Source organism: Roseimaritima sediminicola, from assembly GCF_009618275.1.
Taxonomy (GTDB): Bacteria; Planctomycetota; Planctomycetia; order Pirellulales; family Pirellulaceae; genus Roseimaritima; species Roseimaritima sediminicola.
On record NZ_WIAD01000007.1, the window covers coordinates 17,924 to 42,127 of the forward strand.

19 protein-coding genes are annotated in these 24,204 nt (G+C 62.2%); 9 read left to right on the forward strand and 10 right to left on the reverse strand.

Features of this window, described 5'->3' with window-relative positions:
* Nucleotide 1: 1 nt before the first annotated feature.
* The 4 genes from GE027_RS05865 to GE027_RS05880 all read right to left on the reverse strand — a co-directional run bounded on the left by GE027_RS05865 (nt 2) and on the right by GE027_RS05880 (nt 4,500).
* A complete protein-coding gene (locus GE027_RS05865) occupies nt 2-538 on the reverse strand; it encodes a thioredoxin family protein (RefSeq protein WP_153556256.1) in 537 nt (178 codons plus the stop codon).
* Between the two features lie 51 nt (nt 539-589).
* The gene (locus GE027_RS05870; RefSeq protein WP_153556257.1) at nt 590-1,138 is read right to left on the reverse strand and encodes a DsrE family protein; all 549 of its coding nucleotides are present in this window, start codon (nt 1,136-1,138) and stop codon (nt 590-592) included.
* A 35-nt stretch (nt 1,139-1,173) separates the two neighbouring features.
* On the reverse strand, nt 1,174-2,856 hold the full coding sequence (locus GE027_RS05875) for a bifunctional metallophosphatase/5'-nucleotidase (RefSeq protein WP_153556258.1): 1,683 nt from the start codon (nt 2,854-2,856) through the stop codon (nt 1,174-1,176).
* Between the two features lie 84 nt (nt 2,857-2,940).
* Nucleotides 2,941-4,500, reverse strand: coding sequence for an MBL fold metallo-hydrolase (locus GE027_RS05880; RefSeq protein WP_153556259.1), 1,560 nt, complete (start codon nt 4,498-4,500; stop codon nt 2,941-2,943).
* 221 nt (nt 4,501-4,721) lie between these two features.
* Here GE027_RS05880 and GE027_RS05885 point away from each other — a divergent pair, with 221 nt between their 5' ends.
* The 6 genes from GE027_RS05885 to GE027_RS05910 all read left to right on the forward strand — a co-directional run bounded on the left by GE027_RS05885 (nt 4,722) and on the right by GE027_RS05910 (nt 15,210).
* Nucleotides 4,722-5,384: an ArsR/SmtB family transcription factor gene (locus GE027_RS05885; protein ID WP_153556260.1), complete on the forward strand. Its 663-nt coding sequence runs from the start codon at nt 4,722-4,724 to the stop codon at nt 5,382-5,384.
* Between the two features lie 169 nt (nt 5,385-5,553).
* Nucleotides 5,554-6,024 (forward strand): MarR family winged helix-turn-helix transcriptional regulator, encoded by a 471-nt coding sequence (locus tag GE027_RS05890; protein ID WP_153556261.1) that lies wholly within the window; start codon nt 5,554-5,556, stop codon nt 6,022-6,024.
* A 118-nt stretch (nt 6,025-6,142) separates the two neighbouring features.
* Nucleotides 6,143-7,534 (forward strand): efflux RND transporter periplasmic adaptor subunit, encoded by a 1,392-nt coding sequence (locus GE027_RS05895; RefSeq protein WP_237607324.1) that lies wholly within the window; start codon nt 6,143-6,145, stop codon nt 7,532-7,534.
* The gene (locus tag GE027_RS05900) at nt 7,531-10,767 is read left to right on the forward strand and encodes an efflux RND transporter permease subunit (RefSeq protein WP_153556262.1); all 3,237 of its coding nucleotides are present in this window, start codon (nt 7,531-7,533) and stop codon (nt 10,765-10,767) included. Before GE027_RS05895 ends, GE027_RS05900 begins: the two co-directional genes overlap by 4 nt.
* A gap of 115 nt (nt 10,768-10,882) precedes the next feature.
* Nucleotides 10,883-13,744 (forward strand): PSD1 and planctomycete cytochrome C domain-containing protein, encoded by a 2,862-nt coding sequence (locus GE027_RS05905; protein ID WP_153556263.1) that lies wholly within the window; start codon nt 10,883-10,885, stop codon nt 13,742-13,744.
* A gap of 8 nt (nt 13,745-13,752) precedes the next feature.
* Nucleotides 13,753-15,210: a DUF1501 domain-containing protein gene (locus GE027_RS05910; RefSeq protein ID WP_153556264.1), complete on the forward strand. Its 1,458-nt coding sequence runs from the start codon at nt 13,753-13,755 to the stop codon at nt 15,208-15,210.
* 14 nt (nt 15,211-15,224) lie between these two features.
* Here the strand turns inward: GE027_RS05910 and nhaA are convergent, their stop codons facing one another.
* Entirely contained in the window at nt 15,225-16,652 is a 1,428-nt protein-coding gene (gene nhaA, locus GE027_RS05915; RefSeq protein ID WP_153556265.1) for a Na+/H+ antiporter NhaA, read from the reverse strand.
* 364 nt (nt 16,653-17,016) lie between these two features.
* On the opposite strand from nhaA, the gene GE027_RS23560 reads away from it, so the two are divergent.
* Together GE027_RS23560 and msrA are read left to right on the forward strand one after the other, a co-directional pair.
* Nucleotides 17,017-17,142, forward strand: coding sequence for a hypothetical protein (locus tag GE027_RS23560; RefSeq protein WP_261344032.1), 126 nt, complete (start codon nt 17,017-17,019; stop codon nt 17,140-17,142).
* An 11-nt stretch (nt 17,143-17,153) separates the two neighbouring features.
* A complete protein-coding gene (gene msrA, locus GE027_RS05920; RefSeq protein ID WP_153556266.1) occupies nt 17,154-17,666 on the forward strand; it encodes a peptide-methionine (S)-S-oxide reductase MsrA in 513 nt (170 codons plus the stop codon).
* Between the two features lie 92 nt (nt 17,667-17,758).
* Here msrA and GE027_RS05925 read toward each other — a convergent pair whose 3' ends face one another.
* Together GE027_RS05925 and GE027_RS05930 are read right to left on the reverse strand one after the other, a co-directional pair.
* Nucleotides 17,759-17,992, reverse strand: a complete 234-nt coding sequence (locus tag GE027_RS05925) for a hypothetical protein (RefSeq protein ID WP_153556267.1) — start codon at nt 17,990-17,992, stop codon at nt 17,759-17,761.
* Nucleotides 17,992-18,909 carry a MerR family transcriptional regulator gene (locus tag GE027_RS05930; RefSeq protein WP_153556268.1) on the reverse strand — a complete coding sequence of 306 codons (918 nt, stop codon included), beginning with the start codon at nt 18,907-18,909 and terminating at the stop codon, nt 17,992-17,994. The genes GE027_RS05925 and GE027_RS05930 overlap by 1 nt, the downstream gene beginning before the upstream one ends.
* 575 nt (nt 18,910-19,484) lie before the next feature.
* Between GE027_RS05930 and GE027_RS05935 the strand changes: the two genes are divergently transcribed.
* A complete protein-coding gene (locus GE027_RS05935; protein ID WP_162006594.1) occupies nt 19,485-20,363 on the forward strand; it encodes a sigma-70 family RNA polymerase sigma factor in 879 nt (292 codons plus the stop codon).
* 50 nt (nt 20,364-20,413) lie between these two features.
* Here the strand turns inward: GE027_RS05935 and GE027_RS05940 are convergent, their stop codons facing one another.
* Genes GE027_RS05940 through GE027_RS05950 form a run of 3 tightly spaced genes read right to left on the reverse strand, consistent with a single transcriptional unit; the run spans nt 20,414 to nt 24,053 of the window.
* The gene (locus GE027_RS05940; protein ID WP_153556270.1) at nt 20,414-21,544 is read right to left on the reverse strand and encodes a hypothetical protein; all 1,131 of its coding nucleotides are present in this window, start codon (nt 21,542-21,544) and stop codon (nt 20,414-20,416) included.
* Complete coding sequence (locus tag GE027_RS05945) at nt 21,541-22,386, reverse strand: hypothetical protein (RefSeq protein WP_153556271.1); 846 nt, start codon at nt 22,384-22,386, stop codon at nt 21,541-21,543. Before GE027_RS05945 ends, GE027_RS05940 begins: the two co-directional genes overlap by 4 nt.
* Nucleotides 22,387-22,388: 2 nt before the next feature.
* Nucleotides 22,389-24,053, reverse strand: coding sequence for a MotA/TolQ/ExbB proton channel family protein (locus GE027_RS05950; protein WP_153556272.1), 1,665 nt, complete (start codon nt 24,051-24,053; stop codon nt 22,389-22,391).
* Between the last annotated feature and the right edge of the window lie 151 nt (nt 24,054-24,204).

A 24,204-nucleotide genomic window follows, 5' to 3' on the forward strand; every position in this document is an offset into this window, starting at 1 on the left:
GTTAACGTTTTCGCTCGAGCAGCTCAACCAGCTGCTCGGCGTTGACGAATCCGGAGCGCCACACCAGCCTCCCGTCGGGACGCACCAATAGGATCGTGGGTATGAATTCGACCCGGTACTTCGCCGCCTGGGCGGGGGCGATGTCGGAGTCCATGTCGATCTTCAGCGGAATCACCTTGTTCATCGCCGCTCGTACCCGCCGGTTGGACCAGGTTTGTTCGTCCATGATCCCGCAGGGAACACACCATGAAGCGGTAAAGTCGATCAACACCGGTCGTCCGGTTCGCCGCGCCTCGGCGAAAGCTCTCTCGGGGTGCTTCAGCCAGCGGATCGGACCGGCCGACTGTTGGGAGGTGGTAGGAATCGGCGCCCTTTCGAATTCGGCTGCATTGGATGTCGGTCGCTGGGTGACAAACCACGCGAACACAACGCCGACGGCTATTCCGGCCGACAGAAACGGCCGGGTCCACGAGCCCACCGGGGTGGCAGGGCGGGCGTTGTTGTGGGGTTTGCTTCCGTGTTGAGGATAGGTGACCATCGTTGGCTCCAGAGAAATAAATCGTGACGGACAGGTTATGAGAAAGCTGGATCAGAAGCGGATGTAGGCGTAACCCTGGTGCTGCAGATCGATGATCCGAGCGTAGGCCGCGCTGGCCAGCAAAACGTCGGGATGGATGTCGGCTTTGGCCCATCCTTCGCGTTGCCGGCGGACGTCGCACAGTTCGACCTTGACGCCCAGGTCCGCCAACTCGCTCAGCAGTTGCGTGCTGGGGTTGCCGTTGTCGGTGCCTTTGACGCGGTTGTAGGCTTCGTCGGTCAATACGTGGGTCGACGCGCTGCCATGAAAGACCGCTCGGATCTCCAGGTCTTCGGCGTCATATCCCTGCTGGGCGTAGTAGCCACGCAGATTCTTCAGATACAACAGCGGCTTGCTGACGCCCTCTTTGTATTCGTCCCGAGATACCTGATAGACGACCTTGATGGGACCTTCGTATTGCAACTGGATTACGGGACGACTTGCGGGGTCGACGTTCTCAGTCCCAGCGGGTTCAGCGGCCCTGGCAGTCACAGCGGAAGCCGAGACAAAGATCATTGCGGCGGCAGCCGCACAGATAACGTAGGAGGCGAAACGGGGCATAATAAAAATTCCTTGGTAGTAGAAAAACAGGCGAGTTACTTGACCGGCGTCGGACGCTGTGCCCGGCGCAGTGGTTCGTTGGCTGCGTCGCGTTGCTGCTCCAGCCAATTCAAGAATTGCGAACGCAGGATGTCCGGTCGCACGACACAGCGCAGCGGCGGCTCGCTGTCCTGCGCGATAGTTTTGGTGGACGCCAGGTAACGACGGACGGCATCGTGCGTACTCAAAGACCGGATCCCGTCGACGCGGCACTGCTTCAGCCGATGGATTTGGTGTTCCGGTTGGCCTTTGCGAGCCCCGGCGGCGACGCTGTACCATCGACTCGGATCCAACGGAACGCCGTCGACCTTCAGGCTGCGAAGACGTTCGCCGGCAGCGGCCGTTGAATCGAATTCGACGGCCATGTTTGTCGAAGGGCGAGCCAACCAGCCGCCATAGAGGCGTTCGGGATCGTCGGAGAAGACGTTCTCGAACTCCGATTCCCAGTACTCGGCCAACTGGTGGCCCTGAGCTCGCCCGACTTTCAACGGCATCACCGTCGGCAACCAGTTCCACAGGTCCTGCTCGGTGATGGGCCCGGGGGCGGTCGGTGGCGAGAATCGGTATCCGTTGGAAAGCCCGATGTCGGTGCCGGCCGATTCCTTGATGGCGTCGGCGATCAAGCGATCCATCGACGTGCTCATCACGTTGTAGCGTTCCAGCCAAATGTCGGTGTGCCCGATCTGGTGGTTCATGCGTTCCCGGTGCGGCGCCAAGACCTCGTCGACGATCTGCTTCACCTGCGGATCCTCGGCGAACCGCTCCTCGCGCAACTCGTGCAGCTTCCACTGCCGCTCGACGATCTGGCCGTCTTCGACCACCACATCCAAAACGCCCAGCAGCGATGCGAAGGCGCCCGCTTCGACCACCCAGGTGTCTTCCACCTCGATCGGCTCGTAGGTCCGTTCGTGCGTGTCGGAGGACAGCGAGAAGTCGACTCCGCGAAGCTGCTTCGCCAACGGGACCGCTTTGTGCAACCCGATGTGCGTGATCAGAATTACCACGTCGACCTGCTCTTGGTTTCGCAACCGGTCCACCAAGGGCTGCAGTACCGAGGTCGCTTGAAAGGTCAACCCAGCGCTCATGTGCGGCGGTTGTCGCGAGGGGACATCCGGATCGGTAAAGCCCAACAGACCGATCCGGACGCCGTTGACTTCGCGGACCAGGTAGGGAGCGAAGGTGCGTGCGCCGGTGTCCGCATCAAACATATTGGCTGCGATCAATGGATAGTTCAGCTGAGTGGCCAGATGACGCAGTTGGTCGGCGCCGTAGGCCACCGACCAGTTGCCGGGCACGGCGACGTCCAGGTCCAAAGCGTTCAGCGGACGCACCATAACTTCGCCTTGGGTCCAGGCGCCGGGGCCGCTGCCCTGAAACGTGTCGCCGCCGTCGATTCGCAACATGCCGTGCGGGCGTTCCGCCTCCAGCTGCTTCAGCGCCGTCGCCATGCGGCTGAGTCCGCCGGCACGATGCACCCGCTGGGCGTCGCGGTTGCCGTCCCAAAACAGCTCCGGATGCGGCTCCAGTTGGCCGTGGATGTCATTGAAGTAAGCGATGGAGAACGCCCGCCGCTGGGCCGTTTGATCTTGAACCGGCCGTGCGGAATCGGCGGCCGAAAGCGTGCCGCCGGCGATCAGCAGCGCGGCGACTATTGCGGAAAAGCCACGAGTGAAGAACATGGAATAACCCTTTGGATAACGATTGAATTCGTTCTCGCCACGCTCCGGCGCGACCGAGAAAACAGCGATTCGGCGCGGCGCGAACTAGGCGACCCGCGTTGTATCGCTTGCCAATCCAGGCTTGGCGGGCCGGACCGTGTCGTAACCCGCAGCCTTCCAAGCGTCCCAGGATCCGGGCACCGTGCGGGCGTCGTAGCCCAGACTCCGCAGCACACTGGCGCCGATGCTGGCCCGGTATCCGTTGCCGCAGTACACGACGACCGGCTTGCTCTTATCCAATTGCTGATGCCGCCGGAGGATTTCAGGCAGGAACAGGTAACGCGCTCCGGGCAGGTGTCCCTGATCCCATTCCGATGGCTGGCGCACGTCCAGCAGGGTGTACGATTCGTCGCCCAGCCGCCGATGCACCTCGTGGACAGACATCGTTTCGTAGGAATCAAACGGTCGGCCGGATTTCACCCATGGCGACAGATCGCCATCCAAAGCGACCGCGACGTTCGTCAGTCCGACTCGGGAAAGCCAGGCCACCGGATCGTCGACCGAACCCTGCGCGGGCTTGATCAGCGCGATCGGTGTCTCCGGAGCCAGGATCCAGCCGCCCCACATCGACATCACTTCGTTGTAGCCGATGTTCCAGCTGCCTCGGATATGACCGCCGGCAAAGGCGAACTGGGATCGAGTGTCCAATACCTGGACGTTGCCCGACGCCACAAACTGGTCGAATTGGGCGGGCTTCATCATCTGCGGCTGCAGCGATCCGTTCAGCACTTCGGGACCGGCCGTGTTGATCTGCTTCATCCGCGGCCAGTAGTAAGGAATCGGCGGCTGGGCGCGAAGCAACGCTTCGATGAAGACCTGTTGATCGTTCATCCGCCAGTACGGATTCCCCTTTCGCTCGCGGGCCAGTGTCGGGTCGCCCTCGGGTTTCTGGATGCCTGCGCCGCAGGGCGAACCGGGGCCATGAGCCGGGTAGATCGTCAGCTCGCCCGGCAGTTCACGGAAGGCGCTGTGCACCGAATCGTGCAGTTTCTTGGCCAGTCGATCAGTGTTTTCGACCCCCATTAAGTCCGGGCGGCCAACGCTGCCGACGAAAAGAAAATCGCCGGTGAACAGCGCCCAGGGCCGGCCCCGTCCCTGACTGCCCGCAACAAACGACAGGTGTTCGGGGGTGTGGCCGGGGGTGTGAATCGCCTGCAGGACGATTCGGCCTGCTGTGATTCGGTCGCCATCTTTCAGCAATCGATCGACGCGATAGCCGTAGGAAGCGTTGCCTTCGGCACTGGCCGCGACCTTGGCCGTGCCGCTTTGCGCCGCCAATTCGCGAGCTCCGGAAACAAAGTCGGCGTGGATGTGCGTTTCGATCGCGTGGGTGATCGTCACGCCGTACCGGCTGGCCAGATCCAGATAGACCTGCACGTCGCGCCGCGGGTCGATCACCACGGCCTGGCCGCGCTCTGGGTCCGCGAGGAAGTAGGAATAGTGGGACAGTCCGCCGGACACAACCGTTTCCAGCACGATCCCCGCGGGCACCTGGGTCGATTGGCTCTCGGCCGCGTGGAGCCGTCCGGTGGCGGGCAGTAACACCGTGCCCAACCCGAGGGCGGCGGAATGCTGAAGGATCTCGCGGCGATTCACATGCGTCATGTCGGTTTCTCCCAATACGCGGTTCCGCAGCCGCCGCGGAGGGCGGCCAGTGGTTCAAAAGGTCAAACAACCTTTTGAACAATGACTGGGTCCGCTCCGGGTCCGCCGCTTTTGTCAAAAGGTTTTTTGACCGTTTATCGATGGGCGGGTACAATCCAGGCGTCGATTGAGCGGGGGGGCCGCAGCGGAACAGCTCTGAGAGATCTTGCCGGGAAAAAGCGATGGCCGAGAAGCAGCAGCAGCAACAGATCTATGAGCGACTCGCCCAGCTCGGTGGCGCGATGTCCAATCCGCATCGGCTGAAGATGATTTCCCTGCTGGCCCAAGGCGAAAAGACGATCGACGAGCTGGCGGGGTTGACCGGCCAGTCCCTGGCGCTGACCAGTTCGCACATTAAAGTCCTGCGCAACAGCCATCTGATCGAGACCGACAAACGCGGCCGCAGCGTCTACTGTCGGTTGGCCGACGAGCGTGCGGCGGATCTCTGGCTGCGTTTCCGGGACTTGGGCGAAACCGTGGTTCCGGAGATTCGCGAGATCATGCGGACGCGGTTCGATAACGACGAGGGCCTGTCGCCGCTGGGCCCGACGGATCTGGCAGACCGGCTCGCGGACGGACGCGTCTCCCTGCTCGACCTGCGTTCCCCCTCGGAATTCCAGCAGGGACACCTGCCGCGGGCCCAAAACGTTCCCTTTGCAACGCTTTCCGAAGCGGCTGCGGAACTGCCTCGCCGCCGCGCGCTGTTGGTCTACTGCCGCGGCCCATTCTGCGCCGCGGCCTTCGAAGGCAACCGCTGGCTCCGCGAGCAACGCTACAAGTCGCAGCGGCTGCGGTTCAGCGTGCCCGAGTGGAAAGCCGCCGGATTGCCGGTGGAAACAGTGTAGGCCACGCGTCTCTGATTCTCAGGCTGGACGCCTCTGCCCCGCTCCGCCGCCGCCGCCGTTTCTAGATTTCGGCTTGATCGAACGTTCACTGCAAAATATCTTATTGATCAAAAGGTTTCCGGTCAGATGTCCGGAGGGTTTTCGTCGGCCGGCAACTGGAGCGGATCCCGTGAAATTGCAACAGGAACTCAAGCGGCCGGTACCGTTCGCCTCCAGCCAGCAGGAAACGCTGCTGAATCTGTTGCGGGCCGGCGACCAGCTGGAGAATCGGCTGTCGCGTCTGTTCCGCGAACACGGCTTGACCGTCTCCCGCTTCAACGTGCTGCGAAACCTGATTTTGGCCGACCAGCCGTTGACCTGCGGCGAGATCGGCGAGCGGATGATCCAGATCGTTCCGGCGATCACGTCCCTGGTCGACCATCTCGAGAGCCAGGGTTTGGTCCAGCGAAAACGTTGTCAGCGCGATCGCCGGGTCGTCCATGTGGAGATCACCGCCGCGGGCCGCGAGCTGGTCGAATCGGTGATGCCCGCTTTGCAGCAGCTGGAACGTCAACTGCTAAAAGGCCTGACCAAATCCGAACAAAAGCAGTTGATCGGCCTCTTAGAAAAAGCCCGGGACTCGATTGGAAAATGTTTGTAAGCCCGCCGTTGGCGGGTGGTGAGGGGCAAACAGTCATTGCCGGGGACGGCCCGGGGCCTGCGGGAACCATTGTTTAGGGCGGTAAACGTAGCTAGAGATTACGAAGGACTTCGAGACGATGACAAGACGATGGTTTACCGCCGGCGCTGTGGCGGCCGCCGGGCTGATGATTCTGTTCGCCGCGGGCTGTGGTTCCGACTCCAGCGCGGCGGCCGGAGGCGGCGAGATGCCGCCCCCGGAGGTGACCGTGGCGCCGGCGATCAGCAAGCAGATCGTCGAATGGGACGCCTATACCGGACGCCTCGAAGCGGTCGATCTGGTCCAGATCCGGGCTCGCGTGGGCGGCTACCTGCAATCGGTCCACTTCGACGAAGGCCAGGTCGTCGAGCAAGGTGATTTGCTGTTCGTGATCGATCCGCGGCCGTTTCAAGCGGAATTGAATGCGGCTCGCAGTCAACTGCAGCAGGCCCAGTCGAAGCTCAAGCAGGCTCGCGCGTTGTCCGACGAAGCCAAAGCTCGGGAATTGCAGTCCAACAGCAAACTGCGGTTGGCCAGTGTGCGGTACGAACGGGTCAAAAACCTGCGTTCGCAAAACGCCTCATCCCAGCAAGAACTGGACGAACGCGAAGCGGCGTTCCTGCAGGCCGAAGCGGATCTGGAAGGAGCTCGGGCCGGCATGCATTCGGCCGCTGCGGCGATCGCGACGGCCGAGGCGGCGATTGAAACGGCGGCCGCCGGGGTCGAGGCGGCGGAGTTGAATCTGGAGTACACCCAAATCCGGGCGCCGATCCGCGGCCGGATCAGCCGCAAAGAGGTCACCGAAGGAAACCTGATCGCGGGCGGCACCAATACCGCCTCGCTGTTGACCACGATCACCTCCTTGGACCCGATCTACTGCGTCTTCGATGCCACCGAGCAGGACGTGCTGAAGTACGTCCGCCTGGCCCAGGCCGGCCAACGGGAGAGTTCCCGGGTGGCCAAGAATCCCGTCTATCTGGGGCTGGCCGACGAAACCGATTTTCCTCGTCAAGGCCATATGGATTTTGTGGACAACCGGTTTGACGTGGAAACCGCCAGTCTCCGAGCCCGGTGTGTGTTTCGCAACGACGACCAGTTGCTGTTGCCCGGGATGTTCGGTCGCATTCGGATCCCCGGCAGCGCCCCCTACGACGCGGTGCTGATTCCCGACTCGGCCATCGGCACCGACCAGTCGTCACAGTACGTGTACGTGGTCGAGGAAGGCGTGGTCGAGCGTCGGGCGGTTCGGCTCGGGCCGATATCCGATGGCCTCCGAGTCGTCCGCGAGGGCGTCCGGCCCGGAGAACAGGTGGTGATCGAGGGGCTACTAAAAGCGCGTCCGGGGATGAACGTGGTGACCAATGAAGGCCGCATCGAAGCGGTCGAGGACGGTTTGCCCAACGACTTTGCACCGGTTCCCGAAGCGGAATGGATCTCGCCGCCACCGACTCCCGTCCCCGTCGCCTTGCTCGAGCAAGAGGTGGCACGATGAAATTTCCTCACTTCTTTGTCGAGCGGCCGATCTTCGCCGCGGTGTTGTCGTTTTTGATCGTGTTGGTCGGCGGCATCACCTACTTTACGCTGCCGGTATCCCAGTATCCCAGCGTCGCGCCGCCGACGGTGCTGGTCCGCGCCAGTTACCCCGGCGCCACCCCACAGGTCATCGCCGATACGGTGGCCACGCCGATCGAGCAGGAAATGAACGGCGTTGACGACATGCTGTACATGGAGTCCTCCTCCAGCAGCGACGGCACAATGCAGTTGACCGTGACGTTCAAGCTGGGCACGGATCTGGATGATGCGCAGGTCCTGGTTCAAAACCGCGTGGCGATCGCCGAATCGCGATTGCCTCAGGCGGTGCGGCAGATCGGCGTGACGACGACCAAGCAGATTCCGGACATGTTGATGGTCGTTCACCTGAAGTCCCCGGACAACAGTCGCGACAACCTGTACATCAGCAATTACGCCTTCCTGCACATCCGCGACGCCCTGATGCGGCTGGACGGCGTGGGCGCGATCCGCATCGCCGGCGGCAACGAGTACGCGATGCGGGTCTGGCTGGACATCGAAAAGATGACCCATGTCGATCTGACCGCGGGCGAGATCGTGGCGGCGATTCGCAGCCAGAACGTCCAGGTTGCCGCCGGCGTGATCGGCCAGCCGCCGATCGACGAAACCGGCGACTTCCAGTTAAACGTTACCACTCAAGGGCGTTTGATCAAGGAGGACGAGTTCGGCGACATCATCGTCAAACGCGGCGCCGACGGACAGGTGACGCGGCTGCGAGATGTGGCTCGGATCGAGCTGGGCGCCCAGGATTATTCGCGCCGCAGTTACCTCGATGGCCAGTCGGCCGTCGCAGTGCTGGTCTACCAGCGCCCCGGCACCAACGCGGTCGACACCGCGGCGCAGGTCAAGCAGCGGATGCAGGAGATGGCTGCGGATTTCCCCGAAGGCTTGGGCTATGAGATCGCCTACAACCCCACCGATTATGTCGAAGAATCGATCAGCGAAGTGTTCCAGACGCTGTTCATCACGACCGTCTTTGTGGTCTTTACGGTGTTCTTTTTCCTGCACGGCTGGCGGCCGACCGTGATCCCCGTGATCGCGATTCCGATCTCCTTGGTCGGTACCTTTGCGGTCATGCAGTTTCTGGGCGTGACGCTCAATACCCTGTCGCTGTTTGGGCTGGTGCTGGCGATCGGGATCGTGGTGGACGACGCGATCGTGGTGGTGGAGAACGTCGAACGGCTGATCGCCAAGGGGCTCTCGCCACGGCAGGCGACCCACAAAGCGATGGACGAAGTCGGCTCGGCATTGATCGCCACGACGCTGGTGTTGATTGCGGTGTTCGTACCCACGGTGTTCGTTCCCGGCATCAGCGGTCAGTTCTACCAGCAATTTGCGTTGACGATCTCGATTTCTACGGCGATCTCGACCTTCGTCTCGTTGACGCTCAGCCCGGCACTGTGCGCGCTGTTGCTGCGTCCCAAGGATGCTCCCAGCAACCTGTTCGGACGAATCATCGATCGCCTGTTCGGATGGTTTTTCCGGCTGTTCGACCGGACGTTTGATTTCACCAGCGGTGTGTACGCCAAAGTGATCGGCCGCCTGGTGCGCACCAGCGGCGTGGCCCTGGGAATCTATGCGGTGCTGTTGGTCTGTACCGGATTCAGCTTCTCGCTGGTGCCGACCGGGTTTATTCCCGAACAGGACCAGGGTTATATCATCGTCAGTATTAATCTTCCCGACGGGGCTTCGCTGGCCCGAACCGACAAGGTGACGCGCCAGGTTGCCGAGATCGGCGGCCAGATCGACGGGGTGGCCCACGCCGTGGGGATTGCCGGCCTATCGGGTTCGACGTTCACGATCAGCCCCAACGCGGCCGTGACCTTTCTGCCACTGGAGGACGCCAAGGAGCGAGCCGAACGGGGGCGAAGCGTTCAGAAGATTGTCGAAGAGATGCGCGGCGCCGTCGCTGGCATCAACGAAGCCCAAGTCTTCATCATCCCCCCGCCACCGATCCGCGGTATCGGTCGCGGCGGTGGCTTTAAGATGTATGTCCAGGATCGCAGCGGTGCGGGGCTGGAAACTTTGAACGAAGTCACGCAGGTGATGCTGAAGGAAGCCAACAGCCAACCGGGCATCGTTCAGGCCTTTACCAACTTGCACATGAACGTGCCGCAGGTGTATGCCGACGTCGACCGGACCAAGGCGGAAATGTTGAACGTTCCGGTCAGCAACGTGTTCGAAGCCTTGCAGGTGTATCTGGGATCGATGTACGTCAATGACTTTAATTTCCTCGGACGAACCTACCGCGTAACGGCTCAGGCCGAACCGGAGTTTCGCGACGAGGCGAGCGACATCGCCAAGATCCGCACCCGCAGCAACCGCGGGGCGATGGTGTCGCTGGGGTCGGTGGTGGACGTGCGGCATACGGCCGGCCCGGATCGCCTGGTGCGTTTCAACCTGTTTCCGGCGGCCGACATCAACGGTTCGACCATGCCCGGCTACAGCACCGGCCAGTCGCTGGAGACGATGGAACGCCTGGCGGCTCAGAATCTGCCGCCGGGTTTTGGGTTTGAATGGACCGAGATCGCGTTCCAGGAGAAACAGGCCGGCAATACGATCGTGTTCCTGTTTCCCCTGGCCGTGCTGTTTGTGTTCCTGGCTCTGGCCGCCCAGTACGAGAGCTGGTTGTTGCCGCTGGCCATCATTCTGATCGTGCCGCTGTGTTTGTTGTTTGCGTTGGTCGGCGTCTGGTTCCGCGGGATGGACAACAACGTCCTGACGCAAATCGGTTTCATCGTGTTGATCGGATTGGCCTGTAAGAATGCGATTCTGATCGTGGAGTTTGCCAAGAGCGAAGAGGATGCCGGCAAGGATCGCTTCGCTGCGGCGGTGGAAGCCTGCCGGTTGCGTTTGCGGCCGATTTTGATGACCGCCTTTTCGTTCATCCTGGGCGTGGTTCCGCTGTTGGTGGCGACCGGAGCGGGCTACGAAATGCGGCGTGTGCTGGGCACGGCTGTGTTCAGCGGCATGGTCGGAGTGACCCTGTGCGGTTTGTTTTTGACCCCCGTGTTCTACGTCCTGCTGCGACGGTTCGCCAAACGACGGGACCGCCTGCAGCAACCGTTCGGTCGTGATGGCGAGATACGGCCGCAAGTCGCGCACTCGGCCGCACAGACGCCGCAGTTAGCCGACGCCGTGGAAGCATCGTCGTAAGCGGAAACTCTGGGCATCGCGGTGTCGATTCGCAATCGGCACCGCGGAAGGACTATACTGGGCGGGACCGGTTCCCCCTCGCCTCTGTGTCGCCGTGCCCGCCCGGATCCCGCCGATGTTTCGCTGGCTGCTCTGCTGTGTCTGCTTCTGGTGTCTGCTGGACGCATTCTCACCCTCGGTTTTTGCCCAGCGGGTCGACTACGTTCGCGATGTGCGGCCGATCCTCCAGCAGCACTGTTATCGTTGTCACGGCGAGCAGCGTCAGCGCAGCGGTCTAAGGCTGGACATCAAATCCGAAGCGTTCAAGGGCGGCGATGGCTGGGGCGAAAGCCTGATCGCGGGCGATCCCGAAGAGAGTCCGCTGATGCAACTGGTCACCGCCGACGATCGGGACATGCGGATGCCGCCTGGCAAGGACGGGTTGCCGCCCGAAGCGATTGCGGTGCTGCGGCGTTGGATCGCCGAAGGCGCCCATTGGCCTGACGGCGTCGACTTGGCGGAGCTGGAAGACCGGATGGATCACTGGTCCTTCAAGCCGCTGGTCGTTACGTCGCCTCCGGCGGTCGCCACTGCGGATTGGGCGCGAGGCCCGATCGACCGCTTTGTGCTGGCGGGTCTGGAGCAAACCGGTCTATCACCCTCGGCGCCGGCCGAGCCGCTGGCATGGTTGCGTCGGGTTTCGATCGATTTGACCGGTCTGCCGCCGACCCCGGACGAGGCTCGGCGTTTCCTCGAGCGCGTCGCCACCAGCCCTACCGCGTATGAAGAGGCGGTCGACCGCTTGTTGGCTTCACCGCGATACGGCGAACGGTGGGCGCAGCACTGGTTGGACCTGGTTCGCTATGCCGACACACACGGTTTCGAAGTCAACACCGAACGCCCCAACGCCTGGCCCTATCGTGACTACGTGATCGAGGCGCTGAATTCCGATACTCCGTACGACCGCTTCGTCCGCGAGCAGATCGTCGGCGACGCGTTCGACCAGGATCCGGCCACGGGTTTTCTGGTCACCGCTTCGGTGTTGCTGCCCGGTCAGATCGGCAAGGACGAAGCCTCCAAACGCTTGGCGCGCCAGGACGCGCTCGACGAGATCGTCAACAACGTGTCGCAAACGTTCATGGGATTGAGTGTGGGATGCGCCCGCTGTCATGACCACAAGTTCGATCCGATCAGCGCTCGCGATTATTACAGCATGCAGGCCTTCGTGGCCGGGGTGGAATACAAGGAACGCCGGGTGGAGACGGGCGATGCGGAGGAGCGACGCCGGCGTGCTGCCGAGCTGCGCGAGCGGATTGCCGCCATCGACCAGCGTCTGTCAGATCACGTGCCGCTGGCCCGTCCCCAGACTCACGCCGCCGGGCGGACCACCTCGGCAAAGCTTGACCGCGAATCCTTCCCACCTCAGGAGGCGCGCCGCACCGCGGTCGATGCGCTGTTGAACATCGATCGCTTTGCCCCGGTAACGACCGACCGTGTGCGCTTCGTGGTGGCGGCGACCAACACCCTGGAACCCTGTATCGACGAGCTCGAAGTTTTTAACGTCCAGGGTGAAAACGTCGCGGCCGCGGAGCGTGGTACCGGCCTGATGGTGTCCGGCGAAACCATGGTCGCCAATCGCCATGAAGCCCACTTTGTTCACGATGGACGCTACGGCAATGAACGGTCCTGGCTGAGCAACCAGGACGGAGCCGGCACGATCGAATTACAGTTTGCCGACCTGCAGACCATCGACCGCGTGGTTTGGAGCCGTGATCGAAACGGTCAATTCCACGATCGTTTGGCCACCGACTACCACATCGAAGCGTTGGTCGATGGCGTTTGGCGGCGTGTGGCCGACGCCGGCGACCGACACGGCTATGATGCGGATGCGGCACCGACGCGGCTCGCCGACGAACTGCGTTTGAGCGGATTGTCCGATGAAGGGCGTCGTCAGGTCGAGCGTCAACGGAAAGAAAAACAGTCGCTGGAAAAAGCCGCGGCGGAGGCCGAGCAGGGCCCCGTGGCCTTTGCCGGGCGATTCCGCACCCCCGACCCCATCCATCTGCTCAGCCGCGGCGATCCCGAACAACCCCGCGATCGGGTGCCACCGGCGGTGCTGAGCCGATTCGGCGAGCAGACGCTGGCGCCGGACTGCGACGAACAAACTCGCCGCCTGGCGTTAGCGGACTGGATCGTCCGGCCCGATCACCCGCTGACCTCCCGCGTCCTGGTCAACCGCATCTGGCAATGGCACTTCGGCATCGGCTTCGTCGACACGCCCAACGATTTCGGCCGCAACGGGTCGCGTCCGTCACATCCCGAACTGCTCGATTACCTGGCGGACCAGTTCATCCGCAGCGGTTGGTCGCTCAAACAGCTGCACCGGCGGATCGTGTTGTCGAGTACCTATCGGCAATCGGCTCAGCACAATGCGTTTGCGGCCCAGCGCGACGCCGATGTGCGGTTGTTGTGGCGGTTCCCCCGGCGCCGGGTGGAAGCGGAGGTGATCCGCGACACGATGGTGGCGGTCGGCGGACGCTTGGAGCGAACCATGGGCGGACGCGGTTTCGATCGCTTTAACAAACGCGGCGGATTGAGCGGTTTTACGCCCGTGGAATCATTCGAGGGCGAGGGCCTGCGCCGGATGATCTACGCACACAAAGTGCGACGCGAACCCGATGCGGTGTTTGGCGCATTCGATTGTCCCGACGGCGGCCAAAGCGCGCCTCGGCGAAGCGAATCGACCACGCCAATCCAGGCCCTGAACCTGTTCAACAGCACGTTCACGGCGGAACAATCGGCGGCGCTTTCCCAGCGGCTGCGGCGCGAATGCGGCAGCGACGTCGATACGCAGGTCGCGCGCGCCTTCGAACTGGTGCTGTGCCGGTCGCCCACGCCAACGGAACAGAAGGAAGCCGGCCGGCTCGCAGCCCAGCACGGTTTGGAAACGATGTGCCGCGTCCTGTTTAACTGCAACGAATTCCTGTTCTCTCCGTGAGTCGTTCGATGACCTTTTCCGACCTTTCTCCCAACGGTTCGCAGCTGCTGGATCGACGCCGATTCCTAACCGAATCGGCGACCGCGTTGGGCTCGATCGCGCTGTTGGAATTGCTGAACCAACAGCAGTCGCTCGGGGCCAGCGTCCAGGTCGATCCGGAAAAACCGTTCGCCGCCCGTAGCGGGCATTACGGCGGCAAGGCCAAGAACGTGATCGTTGTGTTCTGTGCCGGGGCGGTCAGTCAACTGGAGACCTGGGACTACAAACCTGAATTAATTCGGCTGGACGGCAAACCGATGCCCGGCGGTCCGGCCGTTACGTTCCAAGGCCCCGCGGGCAATTTGGCGCGGCCCCAATATCGTTTTCGCCAGCACGGCCAGTCCGGTAAATGGGTCAGCGACATGATCCCGCATCTTGCGGAACTGACCGACGACCTGGCATTCGTCCATTCCCTGACCAGCACCAGCAACACGCACGGGCCGGCCGAAAATTTCCTCTCCACCGGGTTTCAACTGGACGGGTTCCCCAGTCTGGGCGCCTGGGTCAGTTACGCGCTGGGAACCGAGAATCAGAATCTACCCGCCTACGTGGCCATCCCCGACCCCCGGGGCGTCCCGCAGAACGGAGCCAATAACTGGGGCGCCGGTTTTCTGCCCGCGGCGTTCCAGGGCGTGATGATGAGCTCTCGTGAACCGATCCGTCACCTCCGCGGTGCCGGCCCGGCGGGGCGCGACACGGCGGCCCGCGACTGGCTGCGGCGGATGAATGGGCGGCATCTGGAACAGAACCCCGGCGACAGCAAACTGGCCGCACGGATCGCCAGTTACGAGTTGGCCGCTCGGATGCAATTAAGTGTTCCCGAAGTCACGGCGTTGGACGACGAACCGGCGCACGTCCTCAAGGCCTACGGTGCCGATGATACCACGCAACCGCTGCGGGCCGCCTTTGCCAAGAACTGCATCCTTGCCCGGCGCCTGGTCGAACGCGGCGTGCGGTTCGTGCAGTTGTTCAACGGCGCCTATGCCAGCGGAGGCGAGTTGAACTGGGACGGCCACAATAAATTGAAACAGCAGTACGATCGACATGCCGCGATTCTCGATCAACCGGTGGCCGCGTTGATCAAGGATTTAAAACAGCGCGGCATGCTGGAAGATACGTTGGTGGTGTGGTGCACCGAGTTCGGGCGGATGCCGTTTTTCCAGAAAGGCTCGCAGGGCCGCGACCATAACCCCAACGGATTTACCTGCTGGCTGGCCGGAGCGGGGGTCAAGGCGGGTGTCAGCCACGGCCTGACCGACGAACTGGGCCGGGCCGCCGTCCAGGACGTGCATCCTCTGTACGACTTCAACGCCACGATCCTCCATCTGCTGGGCCTGGATCACGAGCGGCTGACCTTCAAGCACAACGGGATCGAGCGCCGATTGACCAACGTCGAAGGTCACGTCATCGGCGATGTATTGGCTTGACCCGGCCGGCGGATTTATTCCGCTGTATCCACCGCTTTGGCGGCTTCCGCCTCGGCCTGCTCGCGGTGGCGGCGGTGCAGGACCGAGGTCCAGAACAGCAGCCCCATCCCGAGGATCGCGCTAAGTGCCGAACCGATCAGAACGCCGACCTTGGCCGTATCCATGCTCTGACCTCGGAACGCCAATCCATCGATAAACAGGGCCATCGTGAACCCGATGCCCGCCAGGAAACTGCCCGAGATCAACATCGGCCAGGACAGCCCGCGGGGCAACCGCGCCAAACCCATCCGGATCACCACCCAGCTGAAGAGCACGATCCCGAGCGGTTTGCCAACGACCAGGCCCAACATCACGGCGGCCGCCACCGAATCGCTGATATGCTCCGGTTGAATCACCACCCCCGCATTGGCCAAAGCGAAGACGGGCATGATCACATAAGCACTCCAGGGATGCAGCGTGATCTCCAGATACTCCAGCGGCGAGACCGTCTCCCGCGTCAGTTTCTGCACTTCCTTGACCAACGCGGCCCGGTGTTTGCGTTTAACCCAGCGCTCCTCGATGAAGTCATCCTGTTTGTACTGCAAGTATTCGCGAAAACGCTCCGGCACCAGAACCGAGCGGGCCGGCGTCATCAATCCCAGGATCACTCCGGTCAAGGTCGCATGCACACCCGACTCGTGCAGTCCATACCAACCGATGGCTCCCATCAGGATGTAGGGCGGAAAGCGGCGTACGCCCAACCGCGAAAACAGCTGGACGACCGTGATCGCGACGCCGGCCAACAGCAGATAGCGAAGGTCCAGCGATTCGGTGTAGCCGATGGCGATCACCAAAATGGCACCGATATCGTCGACAATGGCCAGCGTCAGCAGCATGACCCGCAAACTGTGCGGCACGCGCGACCCCAGCAACGCCAAACAACCGACCACAAAGGCAATGTCGGTCGCCATCGGAATCCCCCAGCCGCGCTGGCCGGGTTCCCCATACTGCAGCGACAGGTACAGTCCCGCCGGCACCACCATCCCGCCGATCGCCGCCGCGATCGGCAGCGAGGCTTGCCGGAGGTCGGCCAGCGAGCCATGAACCAGTTCTCGTTTGACCTCCAGCCCGATCACGAAGAAAAAGATCGCCATCAACGCGTCGTTGATGATGTGGTGCAGGCTGTGCTGGAACGAAAAATCTCCGAACGCCAGCGTGACCGTCTGCTCCCAGAATGCCAAATAGGCTTCGCGGTACGGCGAATTCGCCGCCGCCAGGGCGATCGCCGTGCAGATGATCAGAAAAATCCCGCTGGTCGCTTCGACATGCAAGATCCGGGCCACCGGCCGCAGCAGCCGATCGATCGGCTGCAGCGGCAGCGGAACGGTCTCGGGACGTTGAAGATTGGAGGCGTCGATGGTGTTAGATTCCGATTTTAAGATCCCTGATTCCTTCTGTTGCATTGCGAACCGCAAGTCGCGTCTGCGTTTGGTACAAGACCCCGGCGGGGAAGTCAACCGAACTTGCCGACCGAGCTTAAACGTAGGTCACCGATTCACATGCGGCCAGCGGTATAGCAATCGACGGGCCAAGCAATCGACGGGCCAAGCAATCGACGGGCCAAGCAATCGACGGGCCAAGCAATCGACAGGCCGATCCGTGGTAAATCCCCACCGGGGGGGGCTCGGCCGAATCGCGGCGCGAACCCCTGCACAGAAACGCGGTCAATTCTAAAATGGCGCTTGTGGCGGGCCGTCTGCCAGACCGCCGCCCCGCCCTGTACCGTTTGGTTTTCTGCTTTCTCATTCTGTCCAAGGAACAGTCGCCGTGACGCACCAAGAACCGAGTCCAAGCAAGTTGGAACTCAACGCGATGATCATTCTTCCCTTTGTGGGCACGTTGCTGGTGGCCGCCCTGGCTTTCTGGCTGAATCAAATGATCCAGTCCTGGTAAGGAGTTCGAAGATGACGACGCAACGCGCGGTACTGGCCGGTGGTTGTTTCTGGGGCATGCAGGATCTGATCCGCAAGCTGCCGGGGGTTTTGAAGACCCGCGTCGGCTACACCGGCGGCGATGTGCCCCATGCAACCTATCGCAATCACGGCACCCACGCCGAAGGCATCGAGGTGGAGTTTGATCCCCAGCAGATCAGCTACCGCGAACTGCTGGAGTTCTTCTTTCAGATCCACGATCCGACCACGCCCAATCGCCAGGGCAACGATCGCGGCACCTCGTACCGCTCGGCGATCTATTACACCGACCAGGCCCAGCGGGAAGTCGCTCTGGAGACTATCGACGACGTGGAAGCGTCCGGACACTGGCCCGGCAAGGTGGTGACGGAGGTCGAACCGGTGGGTGATTTCTGGGAAGCCGAACCCGAGCACCAGGATTATCTCGAACGGATCCCGAACGGCTACACCTGCCATTTCCCCCGCCCCGAATGGGTCCTCCCCAAACGTCCCGCCAACCGTAGCTGATCGCGCCAGGCTTTGGTTGGTGAGGGCGAGCTACGGACCAAACCGTTCCAAATACCGGCTCATCCGAAGCTTCTTGCGAGTATTGTCGCTGCTCATGTAGCGGATCTTGCCGAAAATCGGTCGCAAGCCCAGCGATAGTCACACTGTAAACCCTCCAGAATGACCAAGGGCCGTTTTAATTTCCGGGCCCACTGCACGGCGCGCTGCAAAGCATAATTGTGGCGGCCTCGGCGATAAGCAATCATCCAGTAAAGGACGAATTGCCCATCGGCCGCCGGAGCGCAGTCGCGGAGGGTCCGGATGCGGATCTCGGGAACATCGACCATCAGTTTTCCAGGGTTGGGTTTTGGGATTCGTCGTGCTTCTCACCGCTGATACGATTGCTCATCCTCTGCAGCGAGTTGGCAAAGCTGGCCAGGTGTTGCATCTTGTCGCAGTAGCTGGCGTATTGCATTTGCCCACGCAGCGATTCGGTCAAAGCGTTGCCGCCGACGACGAACGCGGCCCGCTGGCCGTGGCTCTGGTACAGCGACTGGTAGGCCTGTAAGAAAGCCGTCTCGTCCGGGATATGCGAACAGCTCAACCAGAACAGGCTGGGCCGATGCGTTTGCAGGGCCGCGGCCAAGGTGCTCGCCGGCAGGTTGTCGCCCAGCGAGATCGCTTTCCAGCCCGCCTCGCGCAGGACCAGCTCCGCCATCGTCGTTCCCAGCACGTATCGGTCGCCGGCCATCGTCCCACCGAGCGCCTCGGGAGCGTCCTCCGGCGGGGCCGGAATCATCGTCCGCAACTCGTGCAGGATCCGCAGGACGATTTCACACGCCCGGCGCTCCTGATACACCTCGGCCTCGCCCTGTTCCCAGCGGTGCCCGATCTCGCACAGGGCCTCGGCCAAAACCTCATCGCAGATGGCCGCCAACGGCTGGTCGGCCAGGACCAGGTCGAACACGATCTGCCGGCAGCGCTGCTCGGCTCCTTCGAGCAGCGCCTCGCCGATCCGCTGGCCGGCGCGCTGACGGCCCCCCAGCGACCGGCCGCTGGTCGGTGGCAGACCAAGTGCCTCGGGATGGACCAAACGGTACCGCCCGTCACGAACGCGGACGAGCAGATCCGAAAGGGCGATCCGCCGATGCCCGCCGGCGGTGTACTGGGTGGGAATCAAGCCGCGGTCGCACCACCGCTTGACCGACGATTCGCTCACCTCCAGCGCCCGGGCCACCTGTTTGGGAGTTAATTGCTCGCGCATCTCCAGGCATGCTCCTGAACGAAATGAATGATTTAGTGCCGGTCTCGCAGGGTCATCCTAGCGGAGCGGCAAGCCGATTTCTCGTTCGAAACTTCGATTTGCAGAACCAAACCGACGGTCTTTGGGCCCGTCCCGCGCTTGAACCGCCCGTCGATTTATTGAGCCGTGTAGAGGCTAGCCTCGGTTTCGTCACCGCAAAACCGGGGCGATCGCCCAAAGAAAACCGGGCTATCGCCCAAGCGGCTCACCTAAACAGTGCGTTCTCGAATCCATCGACGGGCCGTGAACCCACGGGCGTCGGCCGAGCAGGCTGCTGGCATCGGATTGAACGTTTTTGACGTTTTCTGGGTTGTTTTGGCCCGCCGCGTGCGGTTGACTCCTCGCCGGATGACCGTTTTGGACGTTTTTTGCCTGTTGAAGGGGAGCCCGCCATGATTTCGACCTCGACCCGCCAATCGAATCGGATGCAACGGCCGGCCAGTCGCTCCCGTTGCCGCCCGAGCAGACCGCTGCGGCCCGGGGGTGCGGAGAACCGCGCAGAGAGCCGTGCAGAGAGCCCCCCGGCACGCTCGAAAATGGCTGCCGCGAACGTCTCCGGCCGAACGGACGCGGGGACGGTCCCGCCGATCGCCTTTGTCTTCAGCCCCGAATTCTTCGATGGCTCGCTGGACAGCCCGCTGCCGGCAACCTCTTCCCACGGCGAGGCCAGCGGGCCCAGAGCTTCGCACACAGCCCTCGGAGATGCGCCGCCGCTGGACCCCGAGCGGGAAACCGAGCTGTTCCGGGAGATGAATTACGCCAAGTTTCTCGCCGGCCGCGTGCTGCAGACGGATCCGGACGACTCGACCGACGCGGATCGCAACGCGCACGTCCTGGCCCTGCTCGCCCACAGCCAAACGCTTCGCAACGAGATCGTCGAAGCGAATATGCGGTTGGTCATGGCCCTGGTGAAACGCTACGCCACCGCTTCGCTGCCTTTCGATGAACTGCTCAGCGATGGCATCGAGACGTTGATCAACGCGGTGGAGCATTTTGACTATCGTCGTGGGTTTCGCTTCAGCACGTATGCTTATCGCTCCATCGCGCGGGCTCTGTACCAACGCGTTCGGTTTGCCCGCCGGCAACAGGCCAGGCAAATCGAAGAGCCCGGCGAATGGGCCTATGTGCAGGACGAACGCAGCGCTTCGTCGGCCCAGTACGAACGGTGCTGGCAGCGTCTGCGGCAACGGATGCTCGATATGATCGACCGATTGGACGACCGCGAGCAGTGGATTATCCGTTGCCGTTACGCGGTGGGATCGGTCCGCCAGCCGCACACCTTGCGACGGATCGCGGCGGGGCTGGGAATCAGTACCGAACGGGTGCGGCAATTGGAACTGCGGGCGGTCGCCAAACTGCGAGCGATGACCAGTGAAGCGGAGCTGGACGATTTGATCGCAGCGGGCATGCGTTAGCGTCGGCGGGGATGGGCATAGCCGCCGCTAAATCTACCGAGCGCAGCAGATCAGTCGATCACCGAAGGCGGCTTGGGCTTGGGAGCGTTGGGGTCGGGTGGGTCTGTCGGCGGCGGGGGTGGCGGTCCCAAACGGATTCCGCCTCCGATACCCGTGGTGTAAAGCCAATCCTCGTTCTGCGGTTCCCAACCGGCCAGGAACCCCTGCTTGGTGAACAGGCTGCGGGCGTCCAGATAGATTTCGAAGCTGTCGGGAAGGACGAAGAAGCGGGCGTAGTACTGGCTGGGATTTAATTGGCTGAGCACGCGTTGGCGAAAATCAGATCGGGGCGTGGCCAGCATCGCCGTGGTGGCCCCGCGACCTTCTCGAGGAATCAAACGCAATCTGGGCCAGGTCTCGGACTGGACGTAGTACTCGACATCGAAGAAGTCGTCTCGATCCTTCAACCGCTCGTAGGCCGCGGTGAATTTCTCCGGGTCGATTCCTTGCTGGGGATTCAAGTCCAACCGGCCGCGGGCGATGATCGTTTTGGCTCGAGCCTGAGCACGCTGGCGAAAAAGTTCGGCATTGACCGGAAAGATCTGATTCTCCGAGCAAACAAACACGACCTCCTTCGCTCCCGGCGGCGCGGGTCGCGGATTGGGGATGCTGACCTGCACGTCTTCCGCTGGCGGCGCGGCGCTGGCTTCCTCCAGCACGGACTCCAGCTGGGCTTTCTTTTCCAGCGATTCGGTAATCTGCTTCGACAGCGTCTCGCGTTCGGTTGACAACTGTTTCAGTTGTTGGCTTTTCTGCTCGGCCATCTCGCGCTCGGCCGCGATCCGCTGGGCATGCTGGTTCTTCTGCTGCTTGCTTTGTTCCAGCAATCGTTTGCGACGCTCCAGCAGGGCTTTGCTGCGGCGGAGTTCTTCTCGCTGGGCCTCGGGGTCGATATCCAGCGGGTCGACGAGGATCTGATTCAACTCGTCCACTTCGGCCCGTTTGCGTTGCAACTGTTGCTGGACGTCAGCGATCTTTTCTTCGTTCACCTCCACTTCCGCAGTGACGCGAGTCACCACGTCGGCCACGCTCATCTGCGTCACGATCAGGACCAATACCAGAATCCCTACCACGTTGGTCATGGTATCGAGCAAGGCGTCCAAACCGCCGTCGTCATCGGCTTCGCTGGGTCGTCGGGTCATTGCGAATCCTCTTCGGCGGGCGGTGCGGTGGAGGATTCGTCGCGGCCAAAGGCGCTCAGGTCGATTCGGCCCTCGCCGACGACCGGGATTTTTCCGTTACGGATATCGCGGTCACGACACAGTTTGCGAGCCGCGCGATAGACGTTTAACGCATCGCTGCGGACGAGGAATACGATCGTATCGTCTTTGCCGTTCAGGGTTTGCTCCAGGAGGGCGAGAAAATCTTCGTCCTTGGTCATCTCGGCGGCGCGAATGCGTTTGGGGGGCTGCAGATGATGCAGGACCAGCGACCCCTCGTCGCACTCGACAAAATGGGGAACAAAATCCAGTCCGCTGCCCTGCGGCAGGACCGTGACATCGGTCTGGCTGGCGGATACGGCGTCCTCGGCACGCTTTTCCAGCTGGGCGAGTTGTTCGCGAAGCTCTTGCAGCTGGGTCTGCATCTCCGCGACCGTCTCTCGGTCGCGGGGTTTGATCTCGGGTATGACCACTTTGATGGCTTCCTGTTCGGCCAACTGTTGGTCGATCGCCTCCTGTTCGGCCAGCAATTCTTCCAGCTCTTCCAGGGTCATGTCCAGCAGTTGCTTTTCTTCACGCAGCTGCAGGCCCGTGTTGTTGGAAACCGCGATTTCTCGCTGCAGCGTCTCGATCTTCTCTTCCAGCTGCTGCACCTGTTTCTGGGCCGCCTGGTACTGTTCGATCTGAGCGATATCGGGATTGTCGGTTTGGGCAAGCGCCAGGGTCGCGATCATCATGGTCAGCACACCGATCACGCTGGCGATGATGCTGAGAAAGGGAAACAGCGAAATGTCGTCATCGTTCGCTCGTGCTCGTCGCGCCATGGTCAGTGCCCCCGTCCGTTTCGCGAGCGTTTGGCACCGAACCACCCGCCGCGGCGAGAGGGCGGTTCGCTGGCGACCTGCTGGATTACGACTTGCTGTTCGCCCAGCTGGCTCAGCACCGTTCCCAGTCGGGACAGTCCGTTCTCGACGCCGTCCAGGTGCGTCGACAGCGTTTGACCGGTTTGCGAGAAGGTATCGTTGACGGCCGACTGCAGCTGGACGGTCTGTTCGGCCAGTCCGTTCAGGGTTTGTTGGATCTTGTCGGCGGCGTTGGCCATTTGATCCAGTTGGGCCTGCAGCCGCGCCTGTTGGTCCAGTTGTTGTTCGTGCAACACCCGAACGTGTTTCTCTTGTTGTTTCTCGATCCGGCGGTTTACCTGGTCCCAACCGCTGGCGACCTGTTCGGTCAGTCCGCCACCGATCGCGTCCAATTTCTCTAACCACTGTTCCATTTCGGCATGGTGGGTACCGAGCGCCTGTTCGACCGCTTCGCGGAAGGCGGCCGAATCGGTCGCGGCCTGGTCGCCGCGCTGGGCCCCGCCCTCACGGCCGTCGTTCAACCGCCGCAGCAGGTTCTCATTGCAGTACTCATCCACGCTGGTAATCAGATCTTCTTCGCTCTTCTGCAGGGCCGACGTGGGGATCTTGACCAACATGCTCATGATCAACGCCAATAGGGTGGTGTCAAACGCCGTCCCCAAGCCGGCGAACACATCCCGCAGTGCCACCTTCATCGCATCCAGGCTACCGCCATCGGTCAGGCTGGATGCCAGGCTCGCCACGGCGGAGCTGACCCCCATCACGGTACCGATGAATCCCAGAATGGGCAGCGACCAGATAAAAACTTTGAGGATCGAATAGCTGCCGGCCAGGTTGTTGTTATCGATGGCCGATTGGGATTCCATCATGGTGACGGTTTCCGCCGCGCTTTTGCGAACCCGAAAGTGTTCGATCCCGCGGACCACGCGGTTGACCAGGAACGTATCGCTACTGGCTCCGGGCAACTGGTTGATGTGCTCGATGAAGCGGTCGATGGAGCCGACGGTGATCTCGGCAGAGATCTCGGTCGGCAACACATCCAACAGCATGGCGTCCTTTTGCTTCTTCAGGTTCAACCACTTCAGCACCAGGATGGCCACCGCCCAAAACAGCAGCAAGGTTGTGGGAAAGGGAATCGGACCCCGCTGCCAGAACAGTTGCCCGAACATGGTTTCCCGCAGCGGAAACGTCAGGCCGTACCACAGCAGCGTCGCCACGGCACCGATCAGAAAGCTCAGCACCAAGCTGACGTCACTGCTGGCCGATTCGCTGCTGCTGCTGAACCAGCTCTTTTGCGGTCGCCGGCTGCGAACCGGTTGTTTGGCCTGCTTGGTCGGCTTGGGGCCGTCGGTTTCAGTCACGACCACCGGCGCGGTGACCGCCGAATCGCTGCGCGAGGTCGCGCTTGCTTTGTCGCCCGTCGCGGCAACGCGTTTGGTTCGGTTGCGAGCGGTGTTTGGCTCGGCGACATCGATTCCGGGGAAGACCGGTTCGCTTTCGACCGGTACGGCGTCGGGAATGCGAACCGTTTCGCGGCAGTACGGGCAGGCACGGCTCTTGCCAGCCAAATTCTCAGAGACCTTCAGCGACTTGTTACAGCCTGGGCAGGATAGTTTGAAAAACGTCATGCGGTTGCAGCGGTGTGGTGGGCGAGGAGCCGCCCAAAAGGCGGGTTCGGTGATGCTATGTGGGTACTGCAATCATACTCGATGAAATCCGCTTGCGTGGCTCCGGGCCCACAGGGTGTGACAAGTCTTCTGGCGGTTTTCCGGCCGCGGT

Coding starts and splice junctions, on each gene's coding strand:
- GE027_RS05870 (WP_153556257.1), bottom strand. CDS start 1,138: ATGCCCCGTTTCGCCTCCTACGTTATCTGTGCGGCTGCCGCCGCAATG.
- GE027_RS05935 (WP_162006594.1), top strand. CDS start 19,485: ATGGCTGCCGCGAACGTCTCCGGCCGAACGGACGCGGGGACGGTCCCG.
- GE027_RS05940 (WP_153556270.1), bottom strand. CDS start 21,544: ATGACCCGACGACCCAGCGAAGCCGATGACGACGGCGGTTTGGACGCC.
- GE027_RS05875 (WP_153556258.1), bottom strand. CDS start 2,856: ATGTTCTTCACTCGTGGCTTTTCCGCAATAGTCGCCGCGCTGCTGATC.
- GE027_RS05910 (WP_153556264.1), top strand. CDS start 13,753: ATGACCTTTTCCGACCTTTCTCCCAACGGTTCGCAGCTGCTGGATCGA.
- GE027_RS05895 (WP_237607324.1), top strand. CDS start 6,143: ATGACAAGACGATGGTTTACCGCCGGCGCTGTGGCGGCCGCCGGGCTG.
- GE027_RS05925 (WP_153556267.1), bottom strand. CDS start 17,992: ATGGTCGATGTTCCCGAGATCCGCATCCGGACCCTCCGCGACTGCGCT.
- GE027_RS05865 (WP_153556256.1), bottom strand. CDS start 538: ATGGTCACCTATCCTCAACACGGAAGCAAACCCCACAACAACGCCCGC.
- GE027_RS05880 (WP_153556259.1), bottom strand. CDS start 4,500: ATGACGCATGTGAATCGCCGCGAGATCCTTCAGCATTCCGCCGCCCTC.
- GE027_RS05945 (WP_153556271.1), bottom strand. CDS start 22,386: ATGGCGCGACGAGCACGAGCGAACGATGACGACATTTCGCTGTTTCCC.
- GE027_RS05930 (WP_153556268.1), bottom strand. CDS start 18,909: ATGCGCGAGCAATTAACTCCCAAACAGGTGGCCCGGGCGCTGGAGGTG.
- nhaA (WP_153556265.1), bottom strand. CDS start 16,652: ATGCAACAGAAGGAATCAGGGATCTTAAAATCGGAATCTAACACCATC.
- msrA (WP_153556266.1), top strand. CDS start 17,154: ATGACGACGCAACGCGCGGTACTGGCCGGTGGTTGTTTCTGGGGCATG.
- GE027_RS05900 (WP_153556262.1), top strand. CDS start 7,531: ATGAAATTTCCTCACTTCTTTGTCGAGCGGCCGATCTTCGCCGCGGTG.
- GE027_RS05885 (WP_153556260.1), top strand. CDS start 4,722: ATGGCCGAGAAGCAGCAGCAGCAACAGATCTATGAGCGACTCGCCCAG.
- GE027_RS05950 (WP_153556272.1), bottom strand. CDS start 24,053: ATGACGTTTTTCAAACTATCCTGCCCAGGCTGTAACAAGTCGCTGAAG.
- GE027_RS05905 (WP_153556263.1), top strand. CDS start 10,883: ATGTTTCGCTGGCTGCTCTGCTGTGTCTGCTTCTGGTGTCTGCTGGAC.